This is a genomic window from Brevundimonas sp. (genome assembly GCF_031412435.1).
Lineage (GTDB): Bacteria > Pseudomonadota > Alphaproteobacteria > Caulobacterales > Caulobacteraceae > Brevundimonas.
In genome coordinates this window covers 26,808-50,478 of sequence record NZ_JANODA010000079.1, presented here as the reverse complement: position 1 = coordinate 50,478, position 23,671 = coordinate 26,808, and the positions used below count along the sequence as shown (strand labels likewise).

The 23,671-nt window shown below is 67.2% G+C and carries 26 protein-coding genes; 15 read left to right on the top strand and 11 right to left on the bottom strand.

Annotation, left to right across the window (positions count from 1 at the left end; translation table 11 throughout):
• The first annotated feature begins 67 nt into the window (after positions 1–67).
• From RMO01_RS15255 to RMO01_RS15230, 6 genes are all read left to right on the top strand, one after another.
• Positions 68–820, top strand: a complete 753-nt coding sequence (locus tag RMO01_RS15255; RefSeq protein WP_309629918.1) for an SDR family oxidoreductase — start codon at positions 68–70, stop codon at positions 818–820.
• A gap of 8 nt (positions 821–828) precedes the next feature.
• Entirely contained in the window at positions 829–1,203 is a 375-nt protein-coding gene (gene folB / locus RMO01_RS15250) for a dihydroneopterin aldolase (protein WP_309629917.1), read from the top strand.
• Between the two features lie 85 nt (positions 1,204–1,288).
• Entirely contained in the window at positions 1,289–1,813 is a 525-nt protein-coding gene (locus RMO01_RS15245) for a 6-carboxytetrahydropterin synthase (protein WP_309629916.1), read from the top strand.
• A 54-nt stretch (positions 1,814–1,867) separates the two neighbouring features.
• Positions 1,868–2,551 carry a hypothetical protein gene (locus tag RMO01_RS15240; RefSeq protein ID WP_309629915.1) on the top strand — a complete coding sequence of 228 codons (684 nt, stop codon included), beginning with the start codon at positions 1,868–1,870 and terminating at the stop codon, positions 2,549–2,551.
• Between the two features lie 10 nt (positions 2,552–2,561).
• The gene (locus tag RMO01_RS15235; protein WP_309629914.1) at positions 2,562–2,951 is read left to right on the top strand and encodes a hypothetical protein; all 390 of its coding nucleotides are present in this window, start codon (positions 2,562–2,564) and stop codon (positions 2,949–2,951) included.
• Positions 2,952–3,019: 68 nt separating this feature from the next.
• A complete protein-coding gene (locus RMO01_RS15230) occupies positions 3,020–3,307 on the top strand; it encodes a GNAT family N-acetyltransferase (RefSeq protein ID WP_309629913.1) in 288 nt (95 codons plus the stop codon).
• On the opposite strand, the gene RMO01_RS15225 is transcribed toward RMO01_RS15230, so the two are convergent.
• Complete coding sequence (locus tag RMO01_RS15225) at positions 3,304–4,302, bottom strand: SDR family oxidoreductase (RefSeq protein WP_309629912.1); 999 nt, start codon at positions 4,300–4,302, stop codon at positions 3,304–3,306. The two genes, RMO01_RS15230 and RMO01_RS15225, sit on opposite strands and share 4 nt — an antisense overlap.
• Before the next feature lie 99 nt (positions 4,303–4,401).
• Here RMO01_RS15225 and RMO01_RS15220 point away from each other — a divergent pair, with 99 nt between their 5' ends.
• A complete protein-coding gene (locus tag RMO01_RS15220; RefSeq protein ID WP_309629911.1) occupies positions 4,402–5,067 on the top strand; it encodes a DUF4126 domain-containing protein in 666 nt (221 codons plus the stop codon).
• On the opposite strand, the gene RMO01_RS15215 is transcribed toward RMO01_RS15220, so the two are convergent.
• The 4 genes from RMO01_RS15215 to RMO01_RS15200 all read right to left on the bottom strand — a co-directional run bounded on the left by RMO01_RS15215 (position 5,039) and on the right by RMO01_RS15200 (position 8,998).
• Positions 5,039–5,353 carry a hypothetical protein gene (locus RMO01_RS15215; RefSeq protein WP_309629910.1) on the bottom strand — a complete coding sequence of 105 codons (315 nt, stop codon included), beginning with the start codon at positions 5,351–5,353 and terminating at the stop codon, positions 5,039–5,041. The genes RMO01_RS15220 and RMO01_RS15215 overlap by 29 nt on opposite strands.
• 115 nt (positions 5,354–5,468) lie before the next feature.
• On the bottom strand, positions 5,469–7,331 hold the full coding sequence (locus tag RMO01_RS15210) for a monovalent cation:proton antiporter-2 (CPA2) family protein (protein WP_309629909.1): 1,863 nt from the start codon (positions 7,329–7,331) through the stop codon (positions 5,469–5,471).
• Positions 7,332–7,398: 67 nt separating this feature from the next.
• On the bottom strand, positions 7,399–8,172 hold the full coding sequence (gene xth / locus RMO01_RS15205; RefSeq protein ID WP_309629908.1) for an exodeoxyribonuclease III: 774 nt from the start codon (positions 8,170–8,172) through the stop codon (positions 7,399–7,401).
• Between the two features lie 4 nt (positions 8,173–8,176).
• Positions 8,177–8,998 carry an alpha/beta hydrolase gene (locus RMO01_RS15200; RefSeq protein ID WP_309629907.1) on the bottom strand — a complete coding sequence of 274 codons (822 nt, stop codon included), beginning with the start codon at positions 8,996–8,998 and terminating at the stop codon, positions 8,177–8,179.
• Positions 8,999–9,043: 45 nt separating this feature from the next.
• Here RMO01_RS15200 and RMO01_RS15195 point away from each other — a divergent pair, with 45 nt between their 5' ends.
• The 4 genes from RMO01_RS15195 (at position 9,044) to RMO01_RS15180 (ending at position 11,980) form a co-directional block, all read left to right on the top strand.
• Positions 9,044–9,298, top strand: coding sequence for an Lrp/AsnC family transcriptional regulator (locus RMO01_RS15195; protein ID WP_309629906.1), 255 nt, complete (start codon positions 9,044–9,046; stop codon positions 9,296–9,298).
• A 95-nt stretch (positions 9,299–9,393) separates the two neighbouring features.
• Entirely contained in the window at positions 9,394–10,572 is a 1,179-nt protein-coding gene (locus tag RMO01_RS15190) for an acyl-CoA dehydrogenase family protein (protein WP_309629905.1), read from the top strand.
• On the top strand, positions 10,572–10,859 hold the full coding sequence (locus tag RMO01_RS15185) for a hypothetical protein (RefSeq protein ID WP_309629904.1): 288 nt from the start codon (positions 10,572–10,574) through the stop codon (positions 10,857–10,859). The genes RMO01_RS15190 and RMO01_RS15185 overlap by 1 nt, the downstream gene beginning before the upstream one ends.
• A complete protein-coding gene (locus RMO01_RS15180) occupies positions 10,859–11,980 on the top strand; it encodes an acyl-CoA dehydrogenase family protein (RefSeq protein WP_309629903.1) in 1,122 nt (373 codons plus the stop codon). The genes RMO01_RS15185 and RMO01_RS15180 overlap by 1 nt, the downstream gene beginning before the upstream one ends.
• Before the next feature lie 55 nt (positions 11,981–12,035).
• On the opposite strand, the gene RMO01_RS15175 is transcribed toward RMO01_RS15180, so the two are convergent.
• Positions 12,036–12,350, bottom strand: coding sequence for a hypothetical protein (locus RMO01_RS15175; protein ID WP_309629902.1), 315 nt, complete (start codon positions 12,348–12,350; stop codon positions 12,036–12,038).
• A gap of 189 nt (positions 12,351–12,539) precedes the next feature.
• Here RMO01_RS15175 and hmgA point away from each other — a divergent pair, with 189 nt between their 5' ends.
• The 4 genes from hmgA to RMO01_RS15155 all read left to right on the top strand — a co-directional run bounded on the left by hmgA (position 12,540) and on the right by RMO01_RS15155 (position 17,888).
• Complete coding sequence (gene hmgA, locus RMO01_RS15170; RefSeq protein ID WP_309629901.1) at positions 12,540–13,841, top strand: homogentisate 1,2-dioxygenase; 1,302 nt, start codon at positions 12,540–12,542, stop codon at positions 13,839–13,841.
• 3 nt (positions 13,842–13,844) lie between these two features.
• The gene (locus RMO01_RS15165) at positions 13,845–14,216 is read left to right on the top strand and encodes a hypothetical protein (protein ID WP_309629900.1); all 372 of its coding nucleotides are present in this window, start codon (positions 13,845–13,847) and stop codon (positions 14,214–14,216) included.
• 41 nt (positions 14,217–14,257) lie between these two features.
• Positions 14,258–15,061, top strand: coding sequence for a DUF1295 domain-containing protein (locus tag RMO01_RS15160; protein WP_309629899.1), 804 nt, complete (start codon positions 14,258–14,260; stop codon positions 15,059–15,061).
• 313 nt (positions 15,062–15,374) lie between these two features.
• Positions 15,375–17,888, top strand: a complete 2,514-nt coding sequence (locus RMO01_RS15155; protein ID WP_309629898.1) for a TonB-dependent receptor domain-containing protein — start codon at positions 15,375–15,377, stop codon at positions 17,886–17,888.
• A gap of 116 nt (positions 17,889–18,004) precedes the next feature.
• Here RMO01_RS15155 and RMO01_RS15150 read toward each other — a convergent pair whose 3' ends face one another.
• From RMO01_RS15150 to zwf, 5 genes are all read right to left on the bottom strand, one after another.
• Complete coding sequence (locus RMO01_RS15150) at positions 18,005–18,295, bottom strand: hypothetical protein (protein ID WP_309629897.1); 291 nt, start codon at positions 18,293–18,295, stop codon at positions 18,005–18,007.
• Positions 18,296–18,378: 83 nt separating this feature from the next.
• The gene (gene glk, locus RMO01_RS15145; protein ID WP_309629896.1) at positions 18,379–19,347 is read right to left on the bottom strand and encodes a glucokinase; all 969 of its coding nucleotides are present in this window, start codon (positions 19,345–19,347) and stop codon (positions 18,379–18,381) included.
• Positions 19,344–21,233, bottom strand: coding sequence for a phosphogluconate dehydratase (gene edd / locus RMO01_RS15140; protein WP_309629895.1), 1,890 nt, complete (start codon positions 21,231–21,233; stop codon positions 19,344–19,346). The genes glk and edd overlap by 4 nt, the downstream gene beginning before the upstream one ends.
• Positions 21,233–21,943: a 6-phosphogluconolactonase gene (gene pgl, locus RMO01_RS15135; protein ID WP_309629894.1), complete on the bottom strand. Its 711-nt coding sequence runs from the start codon at positions 21,941–21,943 to the stop codon at positions 21,233–21,235. The genes edd and pgl overlap by 1 nt, the downstream gene beginning before the upstream one ends.
• A 232-nt stretch (positions 21,944–22,175) precedes the next feature.
• The gene (gene zwf / locus RMO01_RS15130; RefSeq protein ID WP_309629893.1) at positions 22,176–23,633 is read right to left on the bottom strand and encodes a glucose-6-phosphate dehydrogenase; all 1,458 of its coding nucleotides are present in this window, start codon (positions 23,631–23,633) and stop codon (positions 22,176–22,178) included.
• Positions 23,634–23,671: the final 38 nt, after the last annotated feature.

Sequence of the window (23,671 nt, the reverse complement as noted above, 5' to 3'; positions counted from 1 at the left end):
GCCCTCTATATCATCCTCGGCTTCGTCGCCGTTCTCGGCGCCATTAACCTGTTCGAGTTCGGCCGGGTTGACTGAACCCCAGCGCGGCGCGGCGCTCGTCACGGGCGGTGCGCGCCGGATCGGCCGCGCCATCGTGCTGGCCCTGGCCGCGCGCGGCCATGACGTCGCCATCCATAATCGGGATTCAGTCGCGGACGCGGAGCATCTGGCTGGAGAGGTGCGCGCGCTGGGCGTGCGCGCCGCCGTCCTGTCCGCCGACCTGACCGACGAGGCCGAGACCCGCGCCCTCATTCCGGCGGCTGTGGACGCGCTCGGATCACTCTCGATCCTGGTCAACAACGCCTCGGTGTTCGAGGACGACCGCGTCGGAGGCCTGTCGCGCGAGACCTGGGACATGCATCTCGAGACTAATCTGCGCGCGCCCGTCGTGCTGGCCGAGGCCTTCGCGGCCCAGGCCCCGGACGGCGCCTCGATCGTCAACCTGCTGGACCAGCGGGTGCTGAAGCCTGATCCGCGCTTCTTCTCCTACGCCCTGTCGCGCAATGGTCTGTGGTGGGCGACGCGGACCCTGGCCCAGGCGCTCGCGCCCCGCATCCGGGTCAACGGCGTCGGCCCCGGCCCGACGCTTGCTTCCATCCATCAGTCAGAGGGGCAGTTCGCCGCCGAGCAGGCCGCCATGCCGCTCGGTCACGGGCCGAGCCCTGAGGACATCGCCGGCGCCGTCGTCTATCTCGTTGACGCCCGGTCGGTCACCGGCCAGATGATCGCCGTGGACGGCGGCCAGCACCTGGCCTGGCAGACCCCTGACATCGCCGAGTGAACCCCGCCGTGATTCAACACCTTTCGGCCGCCCGGCGCGCCAACCTGACCGTCTTCGTCAAGGGCCTGCGGGTCGAGGCCGGCATCGGCGTCTATGATCACGAGCATGGCCGGCTGCAGACCCTGGTCATCGATGTGACCCTCGATCTCGGCCCGGCCGAGGTCCACGGCCTCTCGGACACCATTAACTACGAGACCGTCGCCGCCTCCGCCCGCCGCATCATCGCCGAGGGCCACGTCGGCCTCGTCGAGACCTTCGCCGAGCGGCTGGCTCTGCACTGTCTGGAGGATGCCCGGGTGCTCGGCGTGACCGTGCGGATCGACAAGCCGGACGCGCTCGAGGCCGCCGACGGGGCCGGGTGCGAACTGACATACAGGCGCTGAAGGGTCTCGTCCGAAGGACGAGGGGGCTGCTGATTCGGCTCCAGCCTTGCCTTTGCCGGCTTTCGGCACGACATGTCGCCGCGCAATGCCCCAGGTTCGCTTCACCCGCCGTTTCTCGATGGCCCACCGCCTGCTCTCCGACCCCGCGTCGCGGTGCGCGGTGCCGCATGGCCACAATGAGTTCGTCCACGTTGTCCTGGCCACGGAGGCGGAGATGGATTTCGGCGCCTCGAACTATGTCGCCTCGTTCGAAACCCTGAAGGGCCGCTGGCACGGCTTCATCGACAAGGCGGTGGATCACGCCTTCCAGCTGAACGGCGCGGATCCCATGCTGGCCTGGTTCCAGGCGAACGAGCCTGAGCGGGTCGCCCGCCTGATGGTGTTCGACGGCGATCCGACGACCGAGGCCTTCGCAATCGCCCTGCGTCGCAAGCTGGACGCCATCCTGGCCGACGACGGCTCGCCCTATCGCTGCGTCGAGCTGACCCTGGAAGAGACCCCGACCAACGCCATCATCATCGGCGAGCGCCTGAGCGCCGCCGAACGCGCCTGGGCCGCCGGAAGCTGGATGGACCGGCCCGATCTGTCGATCAACGACCTGACGGCGTAAGGTTACGCGCGGTTCGGCTTGCCTCTGACCTGCGGCCCCGCCATTGTCCCAACCATGAACGCGAGGACCCCGATGGCCGAGCCCGGCGATCCCAATGCGCCCCAGACTTCCGGGTCTGAACCGCTCCATGAAATCGACCACGATGACCTGATCGGCTTCGCCTCGCCCGCCGCGTTGCGGGGCCAGACGCGTGAGCCTGGGCCTGGCAAACCGGAAGCCGAATCGCCCCCGGCGCCCGACCCTGAGCCAGAGCTGTTCAGCCCGGAGCCCGACCGAGGTGTCGCCCCGGTCGCCGAGATCGTCGCGCCGACGCCGACCCCGGAGCCCATCCCCCGGTGGGCGCGCGAGACCCCCATCTCCGAGCAGCCTGCCGGCAGTTTCGCCCGTCGCGGCGAGCAGCCGGCTGCGGTCGACGGCGCCATGGGCATCTATGCCGTCTATGCCCTGATCCTTTTCGCCGTGCCGACCCTGGGCGTTTCGGCGCTGATCGCCCTCGTCGCCGTGACCGGACGGGCGGGTCCGCAAGGCGATGTGGCCGCCAGCCACTTCATCTTCCAGCAGCGCACCCTGTGGGCCGGCGCCGTCGCCGCCCTGCTCGGCGGTATTCTGATCGCCGTTGGGCTGGGCGTCTTCGTCCTGTTCGTCCTTGCGGTGTGGCTGATCCTTCGCGGGGCCGGCGGCGTTCTGAAGTTGAAGGCGGGCCGACCGATCGAGCGCCCCCGCGCCTGGCTGTTCTAGGAGATACGCGATGTCCGACGCACCCCAACCCCGCCTCGAGGCCGGCCATGAGGCCGAGGGCAAGCCCGCAGCCCTGATCGCCTGGGGCCTCTACATCCTGTCGATTCCGTCGGCCAATGTGCTGGTTCTGGTCGGACTGGTCGTCGCCTATGCGGCGCGCGGTTCCGCCACCGGTCTTCCGCGCCAGCATATCGAGGCCCAGATCTCGCTGTTCTGGTCGGTCTTCTGGTGGACGATCGCCCTCTGGGTTCTGATCGCCATCAGCATGGCGGCCTCGATCATCCTGATCGGCATCCCGTTCCTGTTGCTGTTCGGCGCCCTGTGGTTCCTGCTCAGCGTCTGGTTCACGGTGAAGAGCATCCTCGGCGTCTTGAACCTGATTGCCGACAAGCCTGCCTGACGTCACCCCAACGTAAGGAACGGTCCGCCGCCGCAAGGGGTTTTGCCCTCAGCACCGAGGGGACTTCCATGACCGACTTTCGCGACGTCACAGGCGAGCAGCGCTACGAACAGGGTTTCACCCACGCAGACGGCGAGACCCGCCGTGTCTGGGCCGACTATTCGGTTCAGGGCGATCGCCGCGCCATCCTGCATGTCGAGGCCGAGGACGAGCTGCGCGGCTCCGGTGCGGCCGGCCAGTTCATGCAGAGCCTCGCCGACCACGCCCGCGCCGAGGGGCACAAGTTGACCCCCGTGTGCGGCTACGCCGTCGCCTGGTTCCGGCGACACAAGGATCAGGCCGACGTGGTCGGCTAACCCCCCGAATACCCGCCGATGATCGGCAGGACTTCTCCGGTGATGAAGCTCGACATCTGCGGCGACGCCAGGAAGACGTAGGCCGGCGCGATCTCTTCCGGCTGGGCCGGGCGTTTCATCACCGTCTTCTGACCGAAGTGAGCGACGTCCTCGGCCTGTTTGTCGGCGGGGTTCAGCGGCGTCCAGACCGGACCGGGCGCCACGACGTTCACGCGGATGCCGCGCGGCGCCAGATGCGTCCCCAATGACCGGGCAAAGGCGTGGATGCCGCCCTTGGTCATGGAATAGTCGAGCAGGTCCTTGTTCCCCATGATCCCTGTGACTGAGCCGGTCATGACGATCGACCCGCCCGACTTCATGTGCGGCACGGCGGCCTTGGTCAGGTTGAAATAGCCGTAGAGGTTGGTCTTCAGTGTCCGATCGAAATGCTCGAAGGTCAGATCCTCGAACGCCTCGACATGTTCCTGGAAGGCGGCGTTGGGCACGACGACATCGATGCGTCCGAAGGCCTTCAGCGTCTCGGCCACCGCCATCTTCGAGAAGGCAGGGTCGGCGACGTCGCCCTTCATCACGATGGCCTTGCGACCTTCGGCCTCGACGGCCCTTCTGGTCTCCTCGGCGTCCGCGTCTTCGTCGAGGTGACAGATGGCGACGTCGCAACCCTCCCGCGCGAACAGCACCGCTACGGAGCGACCGATACCGGAGTCCGCGCCCGTGATCAGGGCTGCGAACCCTTCCAGCTTGCCCGAGCCCTTCCAGAAGGGCGCGTCGTACATCGGGGCCGGGTCCAGTGCGGCTTCGTTGCCGGGTTTGGTCTGGTGTTGTCGCGGGAAGGGTGGCTCGGGATATTTTCTCGCCCCGGCCTGCACCGCGCCCTCGTCCTTCCCGCCGCCGCCGCCGCCGCCGCCAGCCCCGGCCCTGGCGTCGATCTCCGCCTGGATCCTGCGTTCGTCGTCGGCGGTTTTCTCGGCGGCGGGGGTGAAGCGGTCGTCCATTGGGGCTCTCCTTGCACTCCCGACGAAAACCGGCGGACCCCGAGCCGGTTCCGGAGCATTATGTCGTTCGACGGCATCGGGCCGGGCGGGGAGCGCCGAATGGACGGTATCGACCTTCAAGGGGTTCAAAACGGTCTGGGGGCCGCCGCTGGCCCATTGCAGACCTGGGTTCTACCCGCCCTTCTGGGTCTGGGTCTCGCGTCCGCGACGGGGCTGCGGACCTTCCTGCCCCTCCTGATGCTGGCGCTCGCCGCCCGGTTCGGCCTGTTCGGCATCGAACTGAACGACCAGATGAGCTGGCTCGCGGACTGGCCCGCTATCGCCGCGCTCGGCGTCGCGGCGGTCGTGGAGTTCGCGGGCGACAAGATCCCCGTGGTCGATCACGGCCTGAACGTGCTGGGCGCCTTCACCCGGCCGGTGGCCGGCGCAGTCGCGGCGGGCAGCGTTTTCGTCGGTCTGGACCCGACCGCGGCCGCCATCGCCGGGGTCATCGTGGGCGCGCCCGCGGCCTTCGCCTTCAACGCGGCGCAGGGGGGAGCTCGCCTGACGTCCACAGCCACTACGGGCGGCGTCGGCAACCCGGTCCTGTCCCTGATCGAGGACGTGCTGGCCTTCTTCGCGGTGATCCTGGCCTTCCTGGCCCCGATCCTCGTGCCCGTGATGCTGGTCGTCCTGGCGGTGTTGGTATTCCGTCTGGCGAAGCGCTTGCGAGAGAAACTCTACGCCCGCGAAGGGCTTACGGCAGACGCGACACGATCGCCTTGATGGTCTCGGCCTTGGCCGGCAGGTCCTCGGCGAGACGCGACGCGAGCTCGCGCGCCCCGACCGGATAGGCGTCGCCGCCGGCCGAGATTTCCCTGGCCAGAGCCGCCGCCTCGTTCAGCTGGCGCTCCAGCTCCTCGACCTGCTCGATGGCCAGCGCCCTGGCCTCGGCCTGCAAGCGCTTCACCCGGTCGGCGGTCGTCTGCGGACCACGCATCAGATCATAGACCTCGGACGCGGCGACGAGGTGCAGGTCAGGCTTCGAAAGGCTTCCGGTGGATTTTGGCATGAGGTTCTCCTGACCACTGGAAACGTCTGCCCACGGTGAAGTTTCCCCGATCTGGCGACCTCGCGCGCGATCCGGCCCGGCCTGTGGCCGCCACGCATCACCCGGTTCGGCGAGATCAGGCCTCTTCCGGCTGCCGCTCTTGGGTCTCTTCCGCTGTCATGACCTCGGCCGCGTCCTCGTTCAGGGCCTGGGCCTCGCGGCGCGGCTTCACATAGGGTTCGGGCTGCGGCGTCGTCGTATTGTTGCGCCACAGGCTGCGGCCGGCCTGCAGCCCGCCGGTGACCTGAAGGGTCAGCCGCTCCTCGTCGCGGCGTCGCACGTCCTCCACCGTCTCGCGCGCCTCGTCCTCGGAGAAGCCGAGGTCCTTCAGCACATGCTCGCCGAACGCCAGGGCGCTCTCGAAGGTCTCGCGGATATGGAACTCGACTCCCGCGTTGATCAGCCGGATCGAATGGCCGCGGTCGTAGGCGCGCACGAACAGCTTGGTCAGGGGGAACTCGGCCTTGACCAGTTCCACGATCCGGTCCGCCGCCTCCGGTTTGTCGACGCAGACCAGGATGGTCTCCGCCGTCCCCGCGCCCGAGGCCCTCAGCACGTCCAGGCGGGAGCCGTCGCCGTAATAGACCTTGAAGCCGAAGTTGCCGGCCGCCTGGATCATCTCCACGTCCATGTCGATGATCGACACGTCGACGTCGCGGGCCAGCAAGGGCTGACAGACGACCTGCGCGAACCTGCCGAAACCGATGACCAGCACCCGCTCACGCAGATTCTCGGCCCGGTCCACGCCGTCCGTCCGGTCGGGATCCAGCGTCTCGTCAGGTCGCAGCCTGTCGGCGACGAACAGGCGCAGCGGCGTCAGAGCCATCGACAGGATCACGATGGCCGACAGGATTGCGGCCGTGCGCGGATCGAACAGGCCCGCCGCCCCCGCTGTGGCGTAGAGGACGAAGGCGAACTCCCCCCCCTCGCCCATCAGGGCGGCGCGCAGCAGGCCCTCGCCGTGGCTCTGTTTCAGTCGGGCGACGGCATAGACGCCGATCATCTTCAGCGCCGAGAAGGCGACGACTCCGCCCAGCACCCAGGCCCAGTCGCGCACGACCACGGCGAGGTCCAGCGACATGCCGATGGCCAGGAAGAACAGACCCAGCAATATGCCGCGGAACGGCTCCACATCGGCCTCCAACTGGTGCCGGAAGGTCGATTCCGACAGCAGTACGCCCGCGAGGAAGGCGCCCATCGCCATCGACAGCCCGCCGAGGCCAACCGCGAAGGCGGACCCCAGAACCACGACAAGGGCGCCCATGGTCATCACCTCGCGCCCGCCATAGCGGGCCAGCAGGCGGAACAGCGGGTTCACCAGCCAGCGCCCGGCGACATAGACCCCGGCCACGGCCGCGACCGCCGAGCCGATGGTGATCCAGACCGGCTTCGCCGCCTCCACGGCCGTCCCGTAGGTCGCAGCCAGGGCGGCGACCAACGCCAGCAGCGGCACGATGGAGATGTCCTCGAACAGCAGCACCGACACGACCCGCTGGCCGGCGGGCTCGGACTGCTCGTTCCGCTCGTCCAGCAACTGCATGACGATTGCGGTCGACGACAGGGCGAAGCCGAAGCCGGCGATCACCGCTGCATACCACGACAGACCCGCCAGCAAGGCCGCTCCGGTCAACAGGACGGCGCAGGTCATCACCTGCACCGCGCCCAGACCAAAGATTTCCTTGCGCAGACTCCACAACCGAGCGGGCCGCATCTCAAGTCCGATGATAAACAGGAACAGCACGATGCCGATCTCGGCGACATGCAGCATGGTTTCGGGCTCGCGCACCACGCCCAGGGCCGATGGGCCCAGGATCAGGCCGGCGGCCAGATAGCCCAGCACGGCGCCGAGGCCGAACCGCTTGAACAGGGGCACGGCGACGACCGCCGCCGCCAGCAGCGCCACTGCGTGGCCCAGACCCATTCCCGTCGGTTCCGCCATGATCCGTCCCGTGTCGCGAGCGTCTATTGTGGCGACGCTTGTTCGCGATTGCGAGAGGCGAACGACCTCAGTCGCGCAGTTCGATCCACGCCGGCGCATGGTCGCTGGCTTTCTCACGACCCCGCACCTCCGCATCCACGCCCGCATCGACCAGCCGCTCCGCCGCCTGCGGGTTCAGCAGCAGGTGATCGATCCGCAGGCCCGCGTTCCGGCCCCATGCATCACGGAAATAGTCCCAGAAAGTATAGACCGCCTCATCCGGGAATCGCTCGCGCAGGGCGTCGGTCCAGCCGGCTTCCAGCATCCGGGCATAGGCCGCGCGGCTCTCCGGCTGCAGCAGGGCGTTCTTCATCCACGAGCGGCTGTTGTAGATATCCGCCTCGGTCGGCACGACATTGTAGTCGCCCGCCAGAACCACCGGCGCCTCTGTCTCGAACAGGTCGCGCGCGTGGGTGATCAGCCGCTCGAACCAGGCCAGCTTGTAGTCAAACTTCGGTCCCGGCTGCGGATTGCCGTTGGGCAGGTACAGACACCCGACCAGCACCCCTTTGACCGCCGCCTCGAGATAGCGGCTCTGTGCGTCGTTCGGATCGCCCGGCAGGGCGCGGCGCGTGACCACCGGCGGGGCGTCGCGGCTCAGGATCGCCACGCCGTTCCAGCGCGCTTCTCCGACCCAGGCGGGATGATAGCCCGCCTCCCGGATCGCAGCCTCCGGGAACCTGTCCTGCGGCGCCTTCAGCTCCTGCAGACAGGCGACGTCCGGCTTCGTCTCCTCAAGCCACTGAAGCAGGTTGGGCAGCCGCGTGTTGACGCCGTTGATGTTGTAGGTCGCGATCCGCACTGGCCTAGAACGCTCGCGCCAGCTCCGCGATCCGCTTCACCAGCGCGCTGTCCGGATCGGCCAGAGGGTCCAGTACGGTGAAATGGTTCAGGCCGGGCAGGGCCTCGAAGCGCGTCTCCACACCCTTGCCGCCCCAGAAGTTCGCCATATCCCGCGACTGGCGCACGAATTCGCGCGTCTCATCCGCGCCGACCACGCAGTCCAGCACCGTCCCGCCCGGCGTCGATCCGTTCGGCACGGGCCAGTGCACCGGCGACAGCGCCGCCGCCTCGCGCGCGTCCAGCCTCAGCGCATCGTTCAGCGATGTCGGGATCAGAGGCGCCAGATCGAACAGGCCCGAGATCGCCACCGCGGCCGACGCCCGCCCTTCGCTGAGCATGCAGGCCGCGAGATGCCCGCCCGCCGAATGGCCGAACACCACGGGCCGCCTGCTGGTCCGCGCGCGGATCAGCTCGACCGCGTCACGCGTCTGACTGACGATTCGTCCCAGCCGCACATTCGGGCACAGGTCGTAGGACGGCACGGCCAGGCTGACCCCGTGCTTCAGCAAGGCCGGCGCGACCCAGCTGAACCAGGACTTGTCGAGCGCCTGCCAGTATCCGCCGTGCATGAAGACCACGACCGGGGCGTCCGGCCCCGCCTCAAACAGGTCCATCGCCTCCCGCTCGCCGGACCCGTAGGGCAGGGTGGTCGGCGGATGGGCCGCCCTTGCAGCCTCCGCGTCCGCCCTCCAGCGCGCCATGACGAGGGGGTGGTCGGGCACGGCGGCGCGGTTGTTGTATTCTGCTTCCAGATCGACGTCTGACTTGGGGGGCTTATCGCTCACGTCCGCATCCGCTACTCAAGCCCGCGAACACCGGAGCCCACGACCATGATGACCGCCATCTTCGTCTTCATCAAATGCGAGCTGGGTCATGCCAACGACGTCGCCGCCGACATGGTCGACAATGTCGAATACGTCTCCGAGGTCTATTCCACCTCGGGCCAGTACGACCTGCTGGCAAAGTTCCAGCTGCCGAAGGAGATGGACATCGGCACCTTCGTCACGAAGTCGGTCCAGACCCGGCCCCACATCCGCGACACCTTCACCGTCATCACCTTCTCGCCGTTCCTGCCGACGAAATAGCCGCACAAGCTGACGCGGCGTCACGGTGGCGTCATCAGACTGAACGCTGCTAACCTTTCCTCCTGAGACGCGGCACAGGCGTCAGGGAGTGAACCATGGCCGATCTGGAAACCTTCCGCGCCGAGACGCGCGCCTGGCTTGAGGCGAACTGCCCGGCCGAGTGCCGGGGTCCGCTCGACAATGACGAGGATCGCGTCTGGGGCGGTCGTAACCCGAACTTCAAGACCCCCGCCCACAAGCGCTGGATGGACGTCATGGCCGCGCGCGGCTGGACCGCGCCCCAGTGGCCCACGGAATACGGCGGCGGCGGGCTGGATCGCGAACAGGCCAAGGTGCTGGCGTCGGAGATGGGCCGAATCGACGCCCAGATGCCCCTGTCGTCCTTCGGCGTCTGGATGCTGGGCCCGGCCCTGCTGCAGTTCGGCACCGAGGAACAGAAAAAGCGCTTCCTGCCTGAGATCGTGCGCGGCGAAATCCGCTGGTGCCAGGGCTACTCCGAGCCCGGCGCGGGCTCCGATCTGGCGGGCATCCAGACCCGCGCGGAGGATCGCGGCGACCACTGGATCGTCAATGGCCAGAAGGTCTGGACCTCCTATGCCGACCAGGCCGACTGGATCTTCTGCCTGGTCCGCACCGACCCGGAGGCCCCCAAGCACCTGGGCATCAGTTTCGTCCTGTTCGACATGGCCACCCCCGGGGTGACGACCAAGCCGATCGCCCTGATCAGCGGCAAGTCGCCCTTCTGCGAGACCTTCCTCGACGACGTCCGGGTGGAGAAGGCGAACCTGGTCGGGACGCTCAACCGGGGATGGGACGTGGCCAAGGCCCTGCTGGCGCACGAACGCACCATGATCGGCGCGGTCGGCGACATGGGCCGCCCGATCAGCCAGGTCGCGGTCGACTCCGTCGGCCTCGATGACACGGGTCGTCTCGACGAGCCGATGCTGCGGGCGAAGATCGCCGAGCTGGAAATCGACGCCGCCGCCTTCCGCCTGTCGATGGAGCGGGTCGGCGATCAGGTGAAGGCGAAACAGGTCTCGCCGGCCATCGCCTCGATGCTGAAATACTACGGCTCGGAGCTGAACAAGCGCCGCCACGAACTGGCTATGGCCGCCGGGGGGTCGGACGCCCTGGAGTGGGAAAGCGAGCGCTCGCACAAGGGCACGCCCGCTCGCGACTGGCTGCGCACCAAGGCCAATTCGATCGAAGGCGGCACCTCCGAGGTCCAGCTGAACATCATCGCCAAACACCTGCTTCAGCTGCCGGGCGCTTGATGGCGGCCGCCCGTATTGTCGGCGGCACGGCGCTCCTACTGAGCGGAATCGTCGCCTGCTTCGTCCTCGTCGCGCTGGAGATGTTCGGCGGGCCGACCGGTGGGTACAGCGCGCTTCATCCCGCGATGCTGGTCGTCCTTCTGGCGCCGCTTCTCGGCTTGGCGCTGGTCGGCGCAGCGGCTTTGAAACGCGTGTCGCCTCGACTCATTCTCATCGTAACCGGACTGCCCCTGCTGTGTCAGGCTGTCGTCTTTTTCTCCTTCGTGCGTACCGGAGCGCTCGCCTGATGCCCCTCATCCTGACCGAAGAACAGACCATGCTGAAGGACGCCGCCGACGGCTTCCTCAGCGAGAACGCGCCCATTTCCCACTTCCGCAAGCTGCGTGACGCGAAGGACGCCGACGGCGTGTCGCGCGACCTGTGGAAGGCATTCGGCGACATGGGCTTCGCCGGCGTCATCATCCCCGAGGAACACGGCGGCTCCGGCCTCGGCGCCGTTGAGGCGGGCATCGTGGCCGAGGGTCTGGGCCGCACCCTGACCCCGTCGCCCTTCTTCGGCTCGTCGATTTTGGCCGCTCGCATCCTGATCGACGCCGCCTCGGCCGACCAGCAGGCCGCCTGGCTGCCCAGGATCGCGGCGGGCGAGGCCATCCTGTCCCTCGCGCTGGACGAAGGTCCAAAGCACCAGCCCTCGCGCATCGCCACCACGGCGGAGCGCAGCGGCAACGGCTTCAAGCTGAACGGCGCCAAGGGTTTCGTCCTTGACGGCCACATCGCCGACGCCCTGATCGTCGCGGCGAAGACCGACGGCGGCGTGACCCTGTTCCTCGTCGACCCGAAGGCTTCGGGCGTCGAGATCGAGCGCACCGTGATGGTCGACGCTCACAACGCCGCCCGCATCACCCTGACCGACGTCCAGGTCGATTCAGACGCGGTCATCGGCGACGTTGACGCGGGAGAAGCGGCCCTGGAGGGCGCGTTGAACCTCGGCCGCGCCTGCGCCGCCGCCAGCCTGACCGGCGCGGGCGACCAGGCCTTCCTGACCACGGTCGACTATCTCAAGACCCGCAAACAGTTCGGCAAGCTGATCGGCGAATTCCAGGCTCTCCAGCACCGGGCCGCCCACCTGTTCACCGAGCTGGAACTGGCCAAGGCGGCGGTGCTGGGCGCCCTGCAACGCCTCGACGCCGGCGCGCAAAGGGCCGACCTCGCCGTATCGGTCGCCAAGGCCAAGGCCGGCCGCGTCGCCGAACTGGCCGTCCAGGAGGCGGTCCAGATGTACGGCGGCGTCGGCATGACCGACGAATACGACGTTGGCCTGTTCATGAAGCGGGTCCGGGTGCTGAACGAACTTCTCGGCGACGCCGGCTTCCATGCCGAGAAGCTGGCGCGGGCAGGGGGGTACTGACCCCCTCCTCACGGTCAAGAAGAGAGGTGTCTACACCCCTGACCTGCCCGTGGAATCAACCGCTGGACTGTTCCTGGGCGTCACGCAACCCGCCGGCCGCCACCTCGAATGCGGATTCTGCGAGCGCCAGGTCGGTTGTGATCCTTGGCCGCCCGCCGTGCCCGGATTGAATCACGTAGTGAGTACGGGTGATCCCGCCGCTATCGCTGAGCGTCTCGACTTTCGTCAGGACCGCCCCCGCCGCGTATTGCAGGACAGTTTCGTTCGTCGCCACCACGATCTCCTTGAGAAGAACAGGAGCGACCGGATCGGCATCGACTGCACTTTGGATGTCGCCTGTACCGTCCGGTCGCAGCGACTTTCGCCGCATGATTTACCTTAATCCCCAATGGAACAGTGGTTCCTGTGTCGGTTCCCGTTCAAATCTGACAGGTCCTGATCTGACAAGCGCCGGTCGTCCTGAAAACGAGGGACGTCTGTCGGCTCGGTCCCCGGAGTGGCATTCCTCTTCTCCCGCATCGGCAGACGAGGTAAGTCGCCGCCCAGGGAGACGACACGCATGACGCTGAACAGCGCGACCTATCTGACCGGCTTCGGCAATCATTTCGCCACCGAGGCCGTCCCCGGCGCCCTGCCGGTCGGCCGCAACTCGCCGCAGAGGACGCCGATGGGCCTCTATGCCGAACAGCTGTCGGGGACGGCGTTCACGTCTCCGCGCGCCGAGAACCGCCGCAGCTGGCTCTACCGCCTGCGCCCCTCGGCCCAGCATCCCGCCTATCAGCCCTTCGCGCAGGGTCACGTCCGGTCCGGCCCGTTCCACGACGCCCCGCCCAGCCCCAACCGCATGCGGTGGGACCCTCTGCCGATCCCGACTGTCCCGACCGACTGGGTCGAGGGTCTGGTGACCTACGGCGGCAACGGTGATGTAGAGGCCCAGATCGGCGTCGGCATCCACCTCTACGCCGCCAACCGGTCGATGATTGCCCGCGTCTTCTATGACGCCGACGGCGAACTGCTGATCGTGCCGCAGCAGGGCGACCACGTATTCGTCACCGAGTTCGGACGGATCGAGGCCGCCCCCGGGCACATCGTCGTCATCCCGCGCGGTGTCCGCTTCCGCGTCGAGTGCGACGGGCCTGTCCGCGGCTATGTCTGCGAAAACTATGGCGCAGCCTTCCGCCTGCCAGACCTCGGCCCCATCGGCTCCAACGGCCTGGCCAATCCCCGCGATTTCGAGGCTCCGGTCGCGGCCTTCGAGGACGTCTCCCGCCCGATCGAATGCGTCCAGAAATACGCTGGCCGCCTGTGGGCCACGACCTTCGATCATTCGCCGCTCGACGTCGTCGCCTGGCACGGCAACCTCGCCCCGTATCGTTGGGATACGGCCCGGTTCAATACGATCGGCACGGTCAGCTTCGACCACCCTGACCCGTCGATCTTCACCGTCCTGACCTCGCCGTCGGACACCGTGGGCACCGCCAACTGCGACTTCGTCATCTTCCCGCCGCGCTGGATGGTAGGCGAGGACACCTTCCGTCCGCCGTGGTTCCACCGCAACGTCATGAGCGAGTTCATGGGTCTGGTGACCGGCGAATATGACGCGAAGGAAGGCGGGTTCGCGCCCGGCGGGGCGAGCCTGCACAACTGTATGAGCGGGCACGGGCCGGACCAGGCCAGCTATGACAAGGCGGTGGCCGCCGAGCTCAAGCCGGTCAAGATCGAGAACACCCTGGCCTTCATGTTCGAGACCCGGGCCCCGATCCGCACCACGGATTGGGCGCAAACCTCACCGACGATGCAACTCGACTACGACGACGTCTGGACCGGCTTCGCCAAAGGCGACGTCTCTCAAAAAGGATAGACCATGCGCCTTCTGATCACCGCCACGCTGGCCGTCGCCGCCCTGTTGTCGGGCAGCTGCGCTCCGTCCGTTCCCAACGAGGCCGACCTGCCGCCGATGGCCCGCGCCGACCACGATCTGGCCCAGGTCTGCGAGGAGGACGGTGGCGAACTCATGCGCGTCGGCCGGCTGCAGACCGAACGGTGCGTCGTGCCCTTCTCGGACGCCGGCAAGGTCTGTCGCGACGGCGACGACTGCCTGGGCGACTGCCGGGCCGCCTCGGCCGGACCCAACGCCCAAACCACCACCGGCGTTTGCGCCCCCAATGACCTGCCGTTCGGCTGCAATACGCCGATCGAGAACGGCCGCCCCGGCCCGACGCTTTGCGTCGACTGATCTCTGCGCATCCGTGCAGGCCATGCTAGCGTTGCTGCTGCATGACCCTGACTGAACTCGCCGCCCTGCTGGGCCTGAACCTGGCCGTCCTCGTCGTCGTGATGCTGGCCCTGTGGGGACTGGCGTTGCGGCTGAAGGACGTCAGCTTCATCGACGGTGTCTGGCCGCTGGGGATGCTGCTGCTCGCCCTGATCACCTTCCCGCGCACCGACGGCGATCAGACCCGAAAATTCCTCCTGCTCTGGCTCTGCGCGGTCTGGGCCATCCGCCTCGGCTGGCACCTGCTCCATCGCTGGCGCGAGAAGGGCGTCGACGGCCGCTACGCCGAGATCGTCGAGACCCAGGAACGCGAACACGGCTGGAGCTTCGGCAAGACGGCCCTGCTCTTCGTCTTCCTGCCCCAGGCGTTTCTGGGGTGGCTGACCTCTCTGCCGGTGCAACTGGGCCAGGTCCAGCACAGCCCCTCCATCGGCTGGATCGGCTGGATCGGAGCGGCTGTCGTCGTGGTCGGTATCGCCTTCGAGAGCATAGGCGACGCCCAGCTGGCGGCCTTCCGCAAGGACCCCGCGAACAAGGGCAAGGTGCTGGACACAGGCCTGTGGCGCTACACCCGCCACCCCAACTATTTCGGCGACGCCTGCGTCTGGTGGGGGCTTTGGCTGATCGCGGCCGAGACGGGCTGGGTGGGGATCGCCTCGATCGTCGGCCCGATCTTCCTGACCTTCACCCTGACGAAGTGGTCGGGCATCGGCATCACCGAAAAGGCCATCGGCAAGACCAAGCCGAAATATGCCGACTACATCCGCCGAACGAGCGCCTTCATCCCGATGCCGCCGAAGACATAGTCTCGCCGGTCACCGGGGACGGTTAACCTATCCGTTGTGAAGCACCGGCTGCGGCGGAGGGCCGGCACAGGTTCCGCTGGGCGAGCCGCTGGATACCGTTCCTGTACATGCTTGATGGGCGGCTGAAGCGCAGCAGGCCGAGTGTTCAGCAATTTTTACTTCCTGCCCAAGATGTAATGGGTACATGATTTGTCTAATAAGTATTCATACGTATCAGGTGCATATAAGATCGCGTCGAGATGGCTCCTTTAGTCAGGCGTTAACTTCATCGGTTGACACATCGGGACAAAGCTATTGGAAACGAGGAAATTCCGTGACAAAGAAATTGGTGTTTCTTGCCTTCGCGCCAGTCGTCCTAGTAACCGCCTTCACACCCGCCCTCGCGGCTGAACACGGCAGCGGGTCTGAAGACGTCGTGGTCACCCAGGCCCAGCCGGCCCGCGCTCCGGCCAGCATTGCCGGCGCCCAGCAGGTGTTCTCGACCGGCGTTGCCCGGGGCCGCGACCCGCTCGACAGCGCGACCTCGACCAGCGCCTTGCGCCAGAGCGAGATCCAGGTGCTGGGGGCCCGCAACCTGGGCGACATCCTGCGCAACATTCCGGGCATCCGGACCGAGTCGTCGACCGGTGACGGCAGTTCCGCCTACACCATCCGCGGTTTGCCCCTGGCGTCCGGCGGGTCGAAATACATGCAGATCCAGGAGGACGGTCTGCCCGTTCTCGAGTTCGGCGACTTTTTCAATGGCGCGACGGACATCTTCATCCGGGCCGACTTCAACCTGTCGGCGGTGGAAGCAATCCGGGGCGGTTCGGCCTCGACCTTCGCCTCGAACTCGCCGGGCGGTCTGATCAATCTGATCTCGCGGACGGGTGACGTGGAAGGCGGCGCGGTCCAGCTGACGACCGGGCTCGACTACGACAGCGACCGGGTGGACTTCCACTATGGTGCGCCGATCACCGATACCCTGCGCTTCCATATGGGGGGCTTTTACCGCTTGGGCGAAGGCCAGCGTCAGGTCGGCTTCGATGCCTATGAGGGCGGTCAGTTCAGGTTCAACGTCACCAAACAGTTCGCCAATGGCTACGTCCGGCTGTCGGGCAAATATCTGGACGACCGGTCGCCCCACTATCTCCCCGGTCCGGTGCGGATCACCGGGACCAACGATCAGCCGGTGTTCGGGAGCTTCAACGGCTATGATGTCCGGCGCGCTTCCATGCTGTCAGGCTATCTGGGAGATCTCATCAACCTGGACGCCGGCAACAATCCGGTCCGGCTTCCCATCAGCCAGGGCCAGGACGCCCAGGTGCGGTCGATCGGTGTGGAATCCCAGTTCGACGTGCGCGACTGGACCATCACCCATCGCGCCCGTTACTCGGAAGTCGCTGGCGGAACGACCCGAAATCTGGTCGCTGCTATCCATTCGGGCAGCGCCCTGCCGGCCTCACTCGGCGGCGGTACGGGCACGTTCAGCTATGCCACCGGCCCGCGTGCCGGGCAGGTCATTTCCAACCTCGGAACCATGAACGGCAACGGCCTGGTCGTGGCCTCGGCCCTGAACCGGATCGATTCCAGTGATCTGGGCAATCTCATCAGCGACCTGCGCGCCACCCGGGCCTTCACCCTGCCCGGCGGGGAACTGACCCTGACGGGCGGTCTGTACAACTCGACCCAGAACTATGAGAGCGACTGGCTGTATGGAAACCACCTTCAGGATGTGGCCGCTGACGGGCAGTCGGCCCTGATCAACTACACCAACGCCGCCGGTGTGCCCCAGTCGCAGGACGGTTATCTGGGCTTCAACCGGTCGGGCAGCACCGCCTTCTTCCGGCGGAAATACGACGTCCAGTACGACATCACCGCGCCCTACGGCTCAATCAACTACCGCTTCGGAAAGGTCGCGATCGGGGCCAGTGTCCGCTACGACCTGGGTCAGGTGAACGGCAACCTGTACGGGGCCGATCTCGGCGGAGGCCGGGTCGGCATCCGCCCGTTCGACTTCAACGGAAACGGGATCATCTCCGCAGCGGAATCGCGCACCGCCTTCACCCCGCTGGATCGTCCGGCCCCGGTCGATTACGCCTACGACTACATCTCCTATTCGACCGGGATCAACTACCGGGTGTCGGAGCCGTTCGCCCTGTTCGCACGCTACAGCCGGGGCGCACGGGCGGCCGCTGACAAGGTCCTGTTCTCGAACAAGGTCAGCATGATCGACGGCAGCATGCCGGATCCGGAAGACGGCTATGACATCGTCGAACAACTGGAGGGCGGGTTCAAATACCGCACGCCGGTGCTGACGGTGAATGTGACCGGCTTCTCCGCCGATACAGAGGACACCAACGTCCAGGCGGGGGCCATCACGACCGACCGCGAATACACGGCCTACGGCGTGGAAGCCGAGGCCGCCTGGCGTCGGGGGGCGTTCAGCCTGACCGGCGGCGTGACCTGGACCCAGGCCGAGATCGTCAGCGACAAGTTCAACGCCGCTGTGGCCGGCATGGTCCCGCGCCGCCAGCCCGACTTTATCTTCCAGGCGACGCCCCAGTACGAGACCCGGCTATTCACGGTGGGAGCCAACATCATCGGCTCGACCAGCAGCTGGGTCCAGGACGTCAATCTGATGAAGATGCCCGGCTTTACCCTCGTCAACGCCTTCGTCCAGTTCCGGCCGATGGACCGGGTCCAGTTCATGCTGAACGCCAACAACCTGTTCGACGAGGTGGCCTTCATCGAGATCACGACCCCGTCCGTGCCGGCCAACGGGATCGGTCTGGGCAGAGCCGCCAATGGTCGGACCATCTCGCTGTCGGCCCGCTTCGACTTCTGATCGTCCGCGAGGCGGCGGGAGGACATCCCGAACTTCGGACTGCCGTGGGAGCAAGACAAAGAAAAGCCCCCGCCGCGTGCGCGACGGGGGCTGATCGGTCTCTGGACCAGGTCGCCCTAGTTGGCCGGGGGCGTGGTGACCGGAGCCATGGCGCCTTCCGGAGCCGACGGCGAGGTGTTCGGCGTGTTGGCCGTGGTCATGCCACCGTCGGCATTGCCGGCCTGTTGCTCGATGCGGTCGGCCTCGGCATTGAGGGCCGTTTCCTGCTGTTCGGTCGGAGCGGCGGCGGCTTGCTGCTCCAGAGCGTCCGCCTGGACTTCGGCTTGCTTGTCGGCAGCCGATTCACCGCAGGCGGCGAGCGAGCCGGCCAGGGCGATGGCGGCAGAGGCGATGATCAGTTTACGCATGGGGAAGTCCCTTCCTGTGAAGCCAGAAAAATGCGGCACCTCACGGAAGGTTCACGCGTCCGTGACGAAAAATGCGAACGCCGTTACTCGACTTCGGCAAAAGCGACCCGTGCGGCGCCAAGCAGGGCTGCATGCTTGTGGGTGATCACCCAGGTGGGGATGTCCGCCATATAGTCCTGGAACCGGCCCTTGCGTTCGAACCGCTCACGGAACGGACTCGCCTTGAGGAACGGCAGGATGCGGGGAGCGATCCCGCCCGCGATATAGACCCCGCCGCGTGAACCCATCGTCAGAGCCACGTCGCCGGCCACCGCCCCGAGAATGGCGCAGAACCGGGCAAGGGTCGCGCCGCAATGGCTCCGGGGATCGGCCAAGGCCTCTTCCGTGATCTGGGCCGGGTCGTCGATATGCGTCTCGCGACCATCGATCTGAGCCAGGACCCTGTGCATGTTCAGCAGGCCCGGGCCGCAGATCAGCCGCTCGATCGACACCCGGTCGTAGCGTTTGCGCAGGATGCGCAGGATCTCGTCCTCGATCGGATCGCCGGGCGCGAAACAGGCGTGGCCGCCTTCGCTGGGCATGGCCACCTCGACGCCGTGAACGTCGCGCGCCAGGGCCGAGACGCCGAAGCCGGTGCCCGGGCCCAGTACCGCAATGGCCGAATGCGGGTCGCCTTCGGTCGGCCCGCCCAGATGCGCCAGATCCGCCGCCGGCACGACCGGCGCGCCCCAGGCCAGGGCCTCGAAGTCGTTGATCAGTCGCACGGGATTGAGGCCCAGTGTCTGCAACGCGGCTTCCGACACCGCCCATGGGCTGTTGGTCAGGTCGATGGCGCCGTCCGTCACCGGTCCTGCCACGGCGATGATGCCGCCCGAGGGTTTGACCTCGCAGCCCTCGACGAAGGCCGCGACCCCTTTCAGGAAGGTCGGATACTGCTCGGCCGGGAAGCTCTCGTGGTGATCCAATGCGATCCGGCCGTCGACCATGCGGGCGATGGCGAAGCGGGCGTTGGTGCCGCCGACATCGCCGACGAGAAGGGTTCTGTCGCTCATGCGTCGATCTCGCGGTTCTGCACATTGGGATCGGCGACGTCGCGGATCTCGGGTTGCTGCTGCGTCGGCTCGGCGACGAAACACACCGAGGCGCCGCGTTCTGCCGATGACACCGCATTTCGGAACACCCCGAACAGTTCGCGGCCATAGCCCCAGCTCTGCACCGAGTTCGGCCGCGCCCGCTGACGCGTCGTCAGGTCCGCATCGATGGTCAGGACGCCGGCCTCGGCGTCCAGCCGCACCATGTCGCCGTCCAGCACATAGGCGAGCGGACCGCCTTCGAGCGCCTCGGGCGTCACATGGATGGCGGCGGGCGTCTTGCCCGAGGCCCCGGACATGCGGCCGTCGGTGACCAGGGCGATGGGCACGCCCCGATCTTGCAGCACGCTCATCAGCGGCGACAGGGAGTGCAGCTCCGGCATGCCGTTGGCCCTGGGCCCCTGGAAGCGCAGGACGATGATCCCGCCGGCATCCAATTGACCCGCCTGGAAGGCCGTCAGCACGTCCTCCTGGGCGTCGAACACCCGCGCGGGGCCTTCGACGGCGCGGTGCTGGGGCTTGACCGCAGAGATCTTGATCACGGCGCGACCCAGATTTCCCTTCACCAGACGCAGGCCGCCCTCGGTGTCGAAGGGGTCGGAGGCCGGCCTCAGAATGTCGCGGTCGAGGCTTTCAGCGACCCCGTCCTTCCAGATCAGCTGGCCGTCGATCATCGCCGGCTCCTTGAAGTAGGCCTCGATGCCCTGCCCCATGATGGTGGTCACATCGGAATGGATATGGCCGGCCTGGGCCAGTTCACGCGCCACAAAGGCCACGCCGCCGGCGGCCTGGAAGGCGTTTACGTCCGCCGACCCGTTCGGATAGACCCGGGTCAGCAAGGGCGTCACGGACGACAGCTGGTCCATGTCGGTCCAGTCGATCAGCACCCCGGCCGCCCGCGCCATGGCGACCAGATGGATGGCGTGGTTGGTCGATCCGCCGGTGGCCAGCAGGGCCACGATCATGTTCACGATCGACTTCTCGTCGACCACATCGGCCATCCGGCATTCGCCGCTGACGGCCAGTTCGACCGCCCGCTTCGCCGCCGCCGCCGTCAGGGCGTCGCGCAATCCGGTCTCGGGATGGACGAAGGCGGTCGACGGCATATGCAGTCCGCCCAGCTCCATCATCATCTGGTTGGAGTTGGCCGTGCCATAGAAGGTGCAGGTGCCCGGCGAATGGTAGGACCCGATCTCGCTTTCCAGCAGGGTCTGGCGATCCACCTTGCCTTGCGCATACTCGGCCCGCACCCGCGCCTTCTCGGCGTTGGGGATGCCCGAGGGCATGGGGCCGGCGGGTGCGAAGACGACGGGCAGATGGCCGAATGCCAGAGCCCCCATGAACAGCCCCGGGACGATCTTGTCGCACACGCCCAGCATCATCGCCGCGTCGAAGGCGTCGTGGGTCAGGGCGATCCCGACCGACATGGCGATGACGTCGCGGCTGAACAGGCTCAGCTCCATGCCCGGCCGCCCCTGGGTGACGCCGTCGCACCTGGCGGGCGTGCCCCCCGCGACCTGGGCCGTCGCCCCCACCTCCCGCACGGCGGCGCGGATCACCTCCGGGAAGCGTTCGAACGGCTGATGCGCCGACAGCATGTCGTTGTAGGCGGTGACGATGCCGAGGTTCGGCGTCTTGCCGTCCATGACCTTCAGCTTGTCGGCGATGGTCTGGCCCGCGAAGGCGTGGGCCCAGTTGGCACAGGACAGTTTGGCCCGGCCGATACCGGAATCCCGGGCCGCATCCATGCGGCGCAGGTAGTCGGCGCGGGTCTCGCGCGACCGTTCCACGATGCGGGCCGTGACCTCGGCCACCACCGGGTGAAGCTTGGGGGTGTGCAGGGCCATCAGGAAGCCTCCGTCCAGACGACTTCAAGGGGAACTTTCGCTGCGATCATCGCCGCGATCGGCTGCACGGCCGGGTCGCCGTCCGCATCGAGCTCGAACACCGAACGCTTGGCCGCGCCTTTCAGGCCGAGGATGACCCGCCCCGCCGACATCAGATAGGGCAGGGTGATCGAGATCCGCTCCAGACTGGGGGCGGCCCCGTCGCGGCCGTGGGGCACGCCGAGGACACTGGGCTTCAGCGTCGGCGTCAGCAGGGTCTTCAGCGTCGGGCTGCCGGGGAACATCGAACAGATATGCCCGTCCTCGCCCATGCCGAGCAGGACCGCATCGAACCGTCCGCCGGCCTCGGCCAGGCTGCGCGCCGCCACCGCCGCCGCCCGGTCGACCGTGACCTCGGAATGGTAGAGCGGAATGAAGGTCGCCCTCGCGGCGGGGCCTTGCAGCAGGACGTCCCTGATCAGCCGGGCGTTCGATTCCGGATCGCTCTCCGGCACATAGCGCTCGTCGACCAGGGTGACCGAAACCCTGTCCCAGCCGATGTCCGCCTGCGCCAGCCGCGCATAGACCGGCGACGGCGTCGAGCCGCCCGGCCCTGCGAACAGGGCCTTGCCGTTCCGGATCACTGCGGCGGCGAGGGTTTCCTCCAGCCGCCCGGCGATGGTTTGAGCCCAGGTCTCGAGGGAGGGGAAGGTCTCGATCTCGACGGTCATGCGCTCACACTCACTTTCGTCATCCTCCGGCAAGCCGCGCCTTCGCGGCGCAGACCGGGGGACACAGCGGCGCCGAAGGCGATCTGATCAGGCACCATGTAGGAAGCATCGCACTGCGCTGCAGGTTCGCGCTCTCGCGCGCCGCTGCGTCCCCCGGTCTCGCTTAGCCTGTCCTCGGGCCGAGCGTAGCTCGGACCCGGGGGCTCGCCGGAGGATGACGAAAGAAAAGACGTCATCCCTGGGTGTTCCAGTCCCGGCCGGTCCGCACCACCAGCATGTCGGCCGCGTCCGGACCCCAGGTCCCGGCGCGATAGGGTTGCGGCTTCACATTGCCGTCGGCCCAGGCCTGCGACACCCCGTCGACCCATTCCCAGGCCTTCTCCGCCTCGTCGCGGCGCACGAACAGGGTCGAGTCCCCGTTCAGCGCATCGAGCAGCAACCGCTCATAGGCGATCCGCCGACGCGGCGGCTTGGCGTCCTTGCCTCCGACGCCCCAGGACAGGGACATCTGGATCGGCTGAAGCTGCATCCGCTGATCCAGGCCCGGCTTCTTGTTCATCACCGTCAGGGAGATGTCCTCCTCGGGCTGCAGCTCGATGATCATCCGGTTGGCGGTGTCCTCGTCGCGCGCGTCCTGGCCGAAGATCGAGTGCGGCACCGGTTTGAACTGGATCACGATCTCGGTCCGCTTCTCCGGCAGCCGCTTCCCGGTGCGCAGGAAGAACGGCACACCGGCCCAGCGCCAGTTGTCGATGTCGACGCGGATGGCGACGAAGGTCTCTGTGTCGGAGTCCGATCCGCGTTCCTCGTCATAGCCGGGGACGCGCTTGCCATCGACGGTGCCGGAAACATACTGGCCCCGCACGGTGGTGCGCTCGGCGTCCTCGTCGGTGATCGGGCGAAGCGAGCGGATCACCTTGACCTTCTCGTTCCGCACCGAGTCCGGATCGAGGTCGCTCGGCGGCTCCATCGCCACCAGGCACAGCAACTGAAGCATGTGGTTTTGAAGCATGTCCCGCAGGGCGCCGTACTCGTCGTAATAGGGCCAGCGGTCCCCGACGCCGACCGTCTCACCGACGGTGATCTGGACGTGGTCGATCGAAAGGTTGTTCCACAGCGGCTCGAAGATGACGTTGCCGAACCGAAGGGCGATCAGGTTCTGGACCGTCTCCTTGCCGAGATAGTGGTCGATCCGGAACACCTGGCTTTCCGAGAAGGCGTCCGCCACGGCGTCGTCGATGGCGCGGAAGCTCTCGAGGTCGCGTCCGACCGGCTTTTCCAGCACAACGCGATCCTCGGGTTCGGCCAGTCCCGCCGCCCGCATCGCCGTGACGATCCTGGCGTAAAGCGACGGCGATACCGCCAGGAAGCTGGTGCAGGCGCCCGGCCCGACCTTGTCCTTCAGCGGCTTCAGGCTTTCGGCCGAGGTGGCGTCGACGGCCAGATAGTCGAGACGGGCCTCAATCCGGTTCCAGCTGGCGTCATCCCAGGCGTCGTCGGCCGTCGCCTTTCCCTCGACGGCCGCGCGGACCTTCTCGACGTATTCCTCGCGGCTCTCTTCGGAGCGGGCGGCCCCGATGATCTTCAGTCCGTCGGGCAAGAGGCCGTCGTGCTCGAGGAAATAGAGCGAGGGCAGCAGCATGCGCATCGCCAGATCGCCGCCGCCGCCGAACAGCACGAGAGCCGTCATGCCCGCTCCTCAAGTTCGCGAAGGCAGGACGCCCTCGA

Excerpts from the sequence above, each read along its gene's own strand:
- RMO01_RS15245 (WP_309629916.1), top strand. The coding sequence starts at position 1,289 with ATGCCCCAGGTTCGCTTCACCCGCCGTTTCTCGATGGCCCACCGCCTG.
- RMO01_RS15240 (WP_309629915.1), top strand. The coding sequence starts at position 1,868 with ATGAACGCGAGGACCCCGATGGCCGAGCCCGGCGATCCCAATGCGCCC.
- RMO01_RS15235 (WP_309629914.1), top strand. The coding sequence starts at position 2,562 with ATGTCCGACGCACCCCAACCCCGCCTCGAGGCCGGCCATGAGGCCGAG.
- RMO01_RS15230 (WP_309629913.1), top strand. The coding sequence starts at position 3,020 with ATGACCGACTTTCGCGACGTCACAGGCGAGCAGCGCTACGAACAGGGT.
- RMO01_RS15225 (WP_309629912.1), bottom strand. The coding sequence starts at position 4,302 with ATGGACGACCGCTTCACCCCCGCCGCCGAGAAAACCGCCGACGACGAA.
- RMO01_RS15220 (WP_309629911.1), top strand. The coding sequence starts at position 4,402 with ATGGACGGTATCGACCTTCAAGGGGTTCAAAACGGTCTGGGGGCCGCC.
- RMO01_RS15215 (WP_309629910.1), bottom strand. The coding sequence starts at position 5,353 with ATGCCAAAATCCACCGGAAGCCTTTCGAAGCCTGACCTGCACCTCGTC.
- RMO01_RS15210 (WP_309629909.1), bottom strand. The coding sequence starts at position 7,331 with ATGGCGGAACCGACGGGAATGGGTCTGGGCCACGCAGTGGCGCTGCTG.
- RMO01_RS15195 (WP_309629906.1), top strand. The coding sequence starts at position 9,044 with ATGATGACCGCCATCTTCGTCTTCATCAAATGCGAGCTGGGTCATGCC.
- RMO01_RS15190 (WP_309629905.1), top strand. The coding sequence starts at position 9,394 with ATGGCCGATCTGGAAACCTTCCGCGCCGAGACGCGCGCCTGGCTTGAG.
- RMO01_RS15185 (WP_309629904.1), top strand. The coding sequence starts at position 10,572 with ATGGCGGCCGCCCGTATTGTCGGCGGCACGGCGCTCCTACTGAGCGGA.
- RMO01_RS15180 (WP_309629903.1), top strand. The coding sequence starts at position 10,859 with ATGCCCCTCATCCTGACCGAAGAACAGACCATGCTGAAGGACGCCGCC.
- RMO01_RS15175 (WP_309629902.1), bottom strand. The coding sequence starts at position 12,350 with ATGCGGCGAAAGTCGCTGCGACCGGACGGTACAGGCGACATCCAAAGT.
- hmgA (WP_309629901.1), top strand. The coding sequence starts at position 12,540 with ATGACGCTGAACAGCGCGACCTATCTGACCGGCTTCGGCAATCATTTC.
- RMO01_RS15165 (WP_309629900.1), top strand. The coding sequence starts at position 13,845 with ATGCGCCTTCTGATCACCGCCACGCTGGCCGTCGCCGCCCTGTTGTCG.
- RMO01_RS15160 (WP_309629899.1), top strand. The coding sequence starts at position 14,258 with ATGACCCTGACTGAACTCGCCGCCCTGCTGGGCCTGAACCTGGCCGTC.
- RMO01_RS15150 (WP_309629897.1), bottom strand. The coding sequence starts at position 18,295 with ATGCGTAAACTGATCATCGCCTCTGCCGCCATCGCCCTGGCCGGCTCG.
- glk (WP_309629896.1), bottom strand. The coding sequence starts at position 19,347 with ATGAGCGACAGAACCCTTCTCGTCGGCGATGTCGGCGGCACCAACGCC.
- edd (WP_309629895.1), bottom strand. The coding sequence starts at position 21,233 with ATGGCCCTGCACACCCCCAAGCTTCACCCGGTGGTGGCCGAGGTCACG.
- pgl (WP_309629894.1), bottom strand. The coding sequence starts at position 21,943 with ATGACCGTCGAGATCGAGACCTTCCCCTCCCTCGAGACCTGGGCTCAA.
- zwf (WP_309629893.1), bottom strand. The coding sequence starts at position 23,633 with ATGACGGCTCTCGTGCTGTTCGGCGGCGGCGGCGATCTGGCGATGCGC.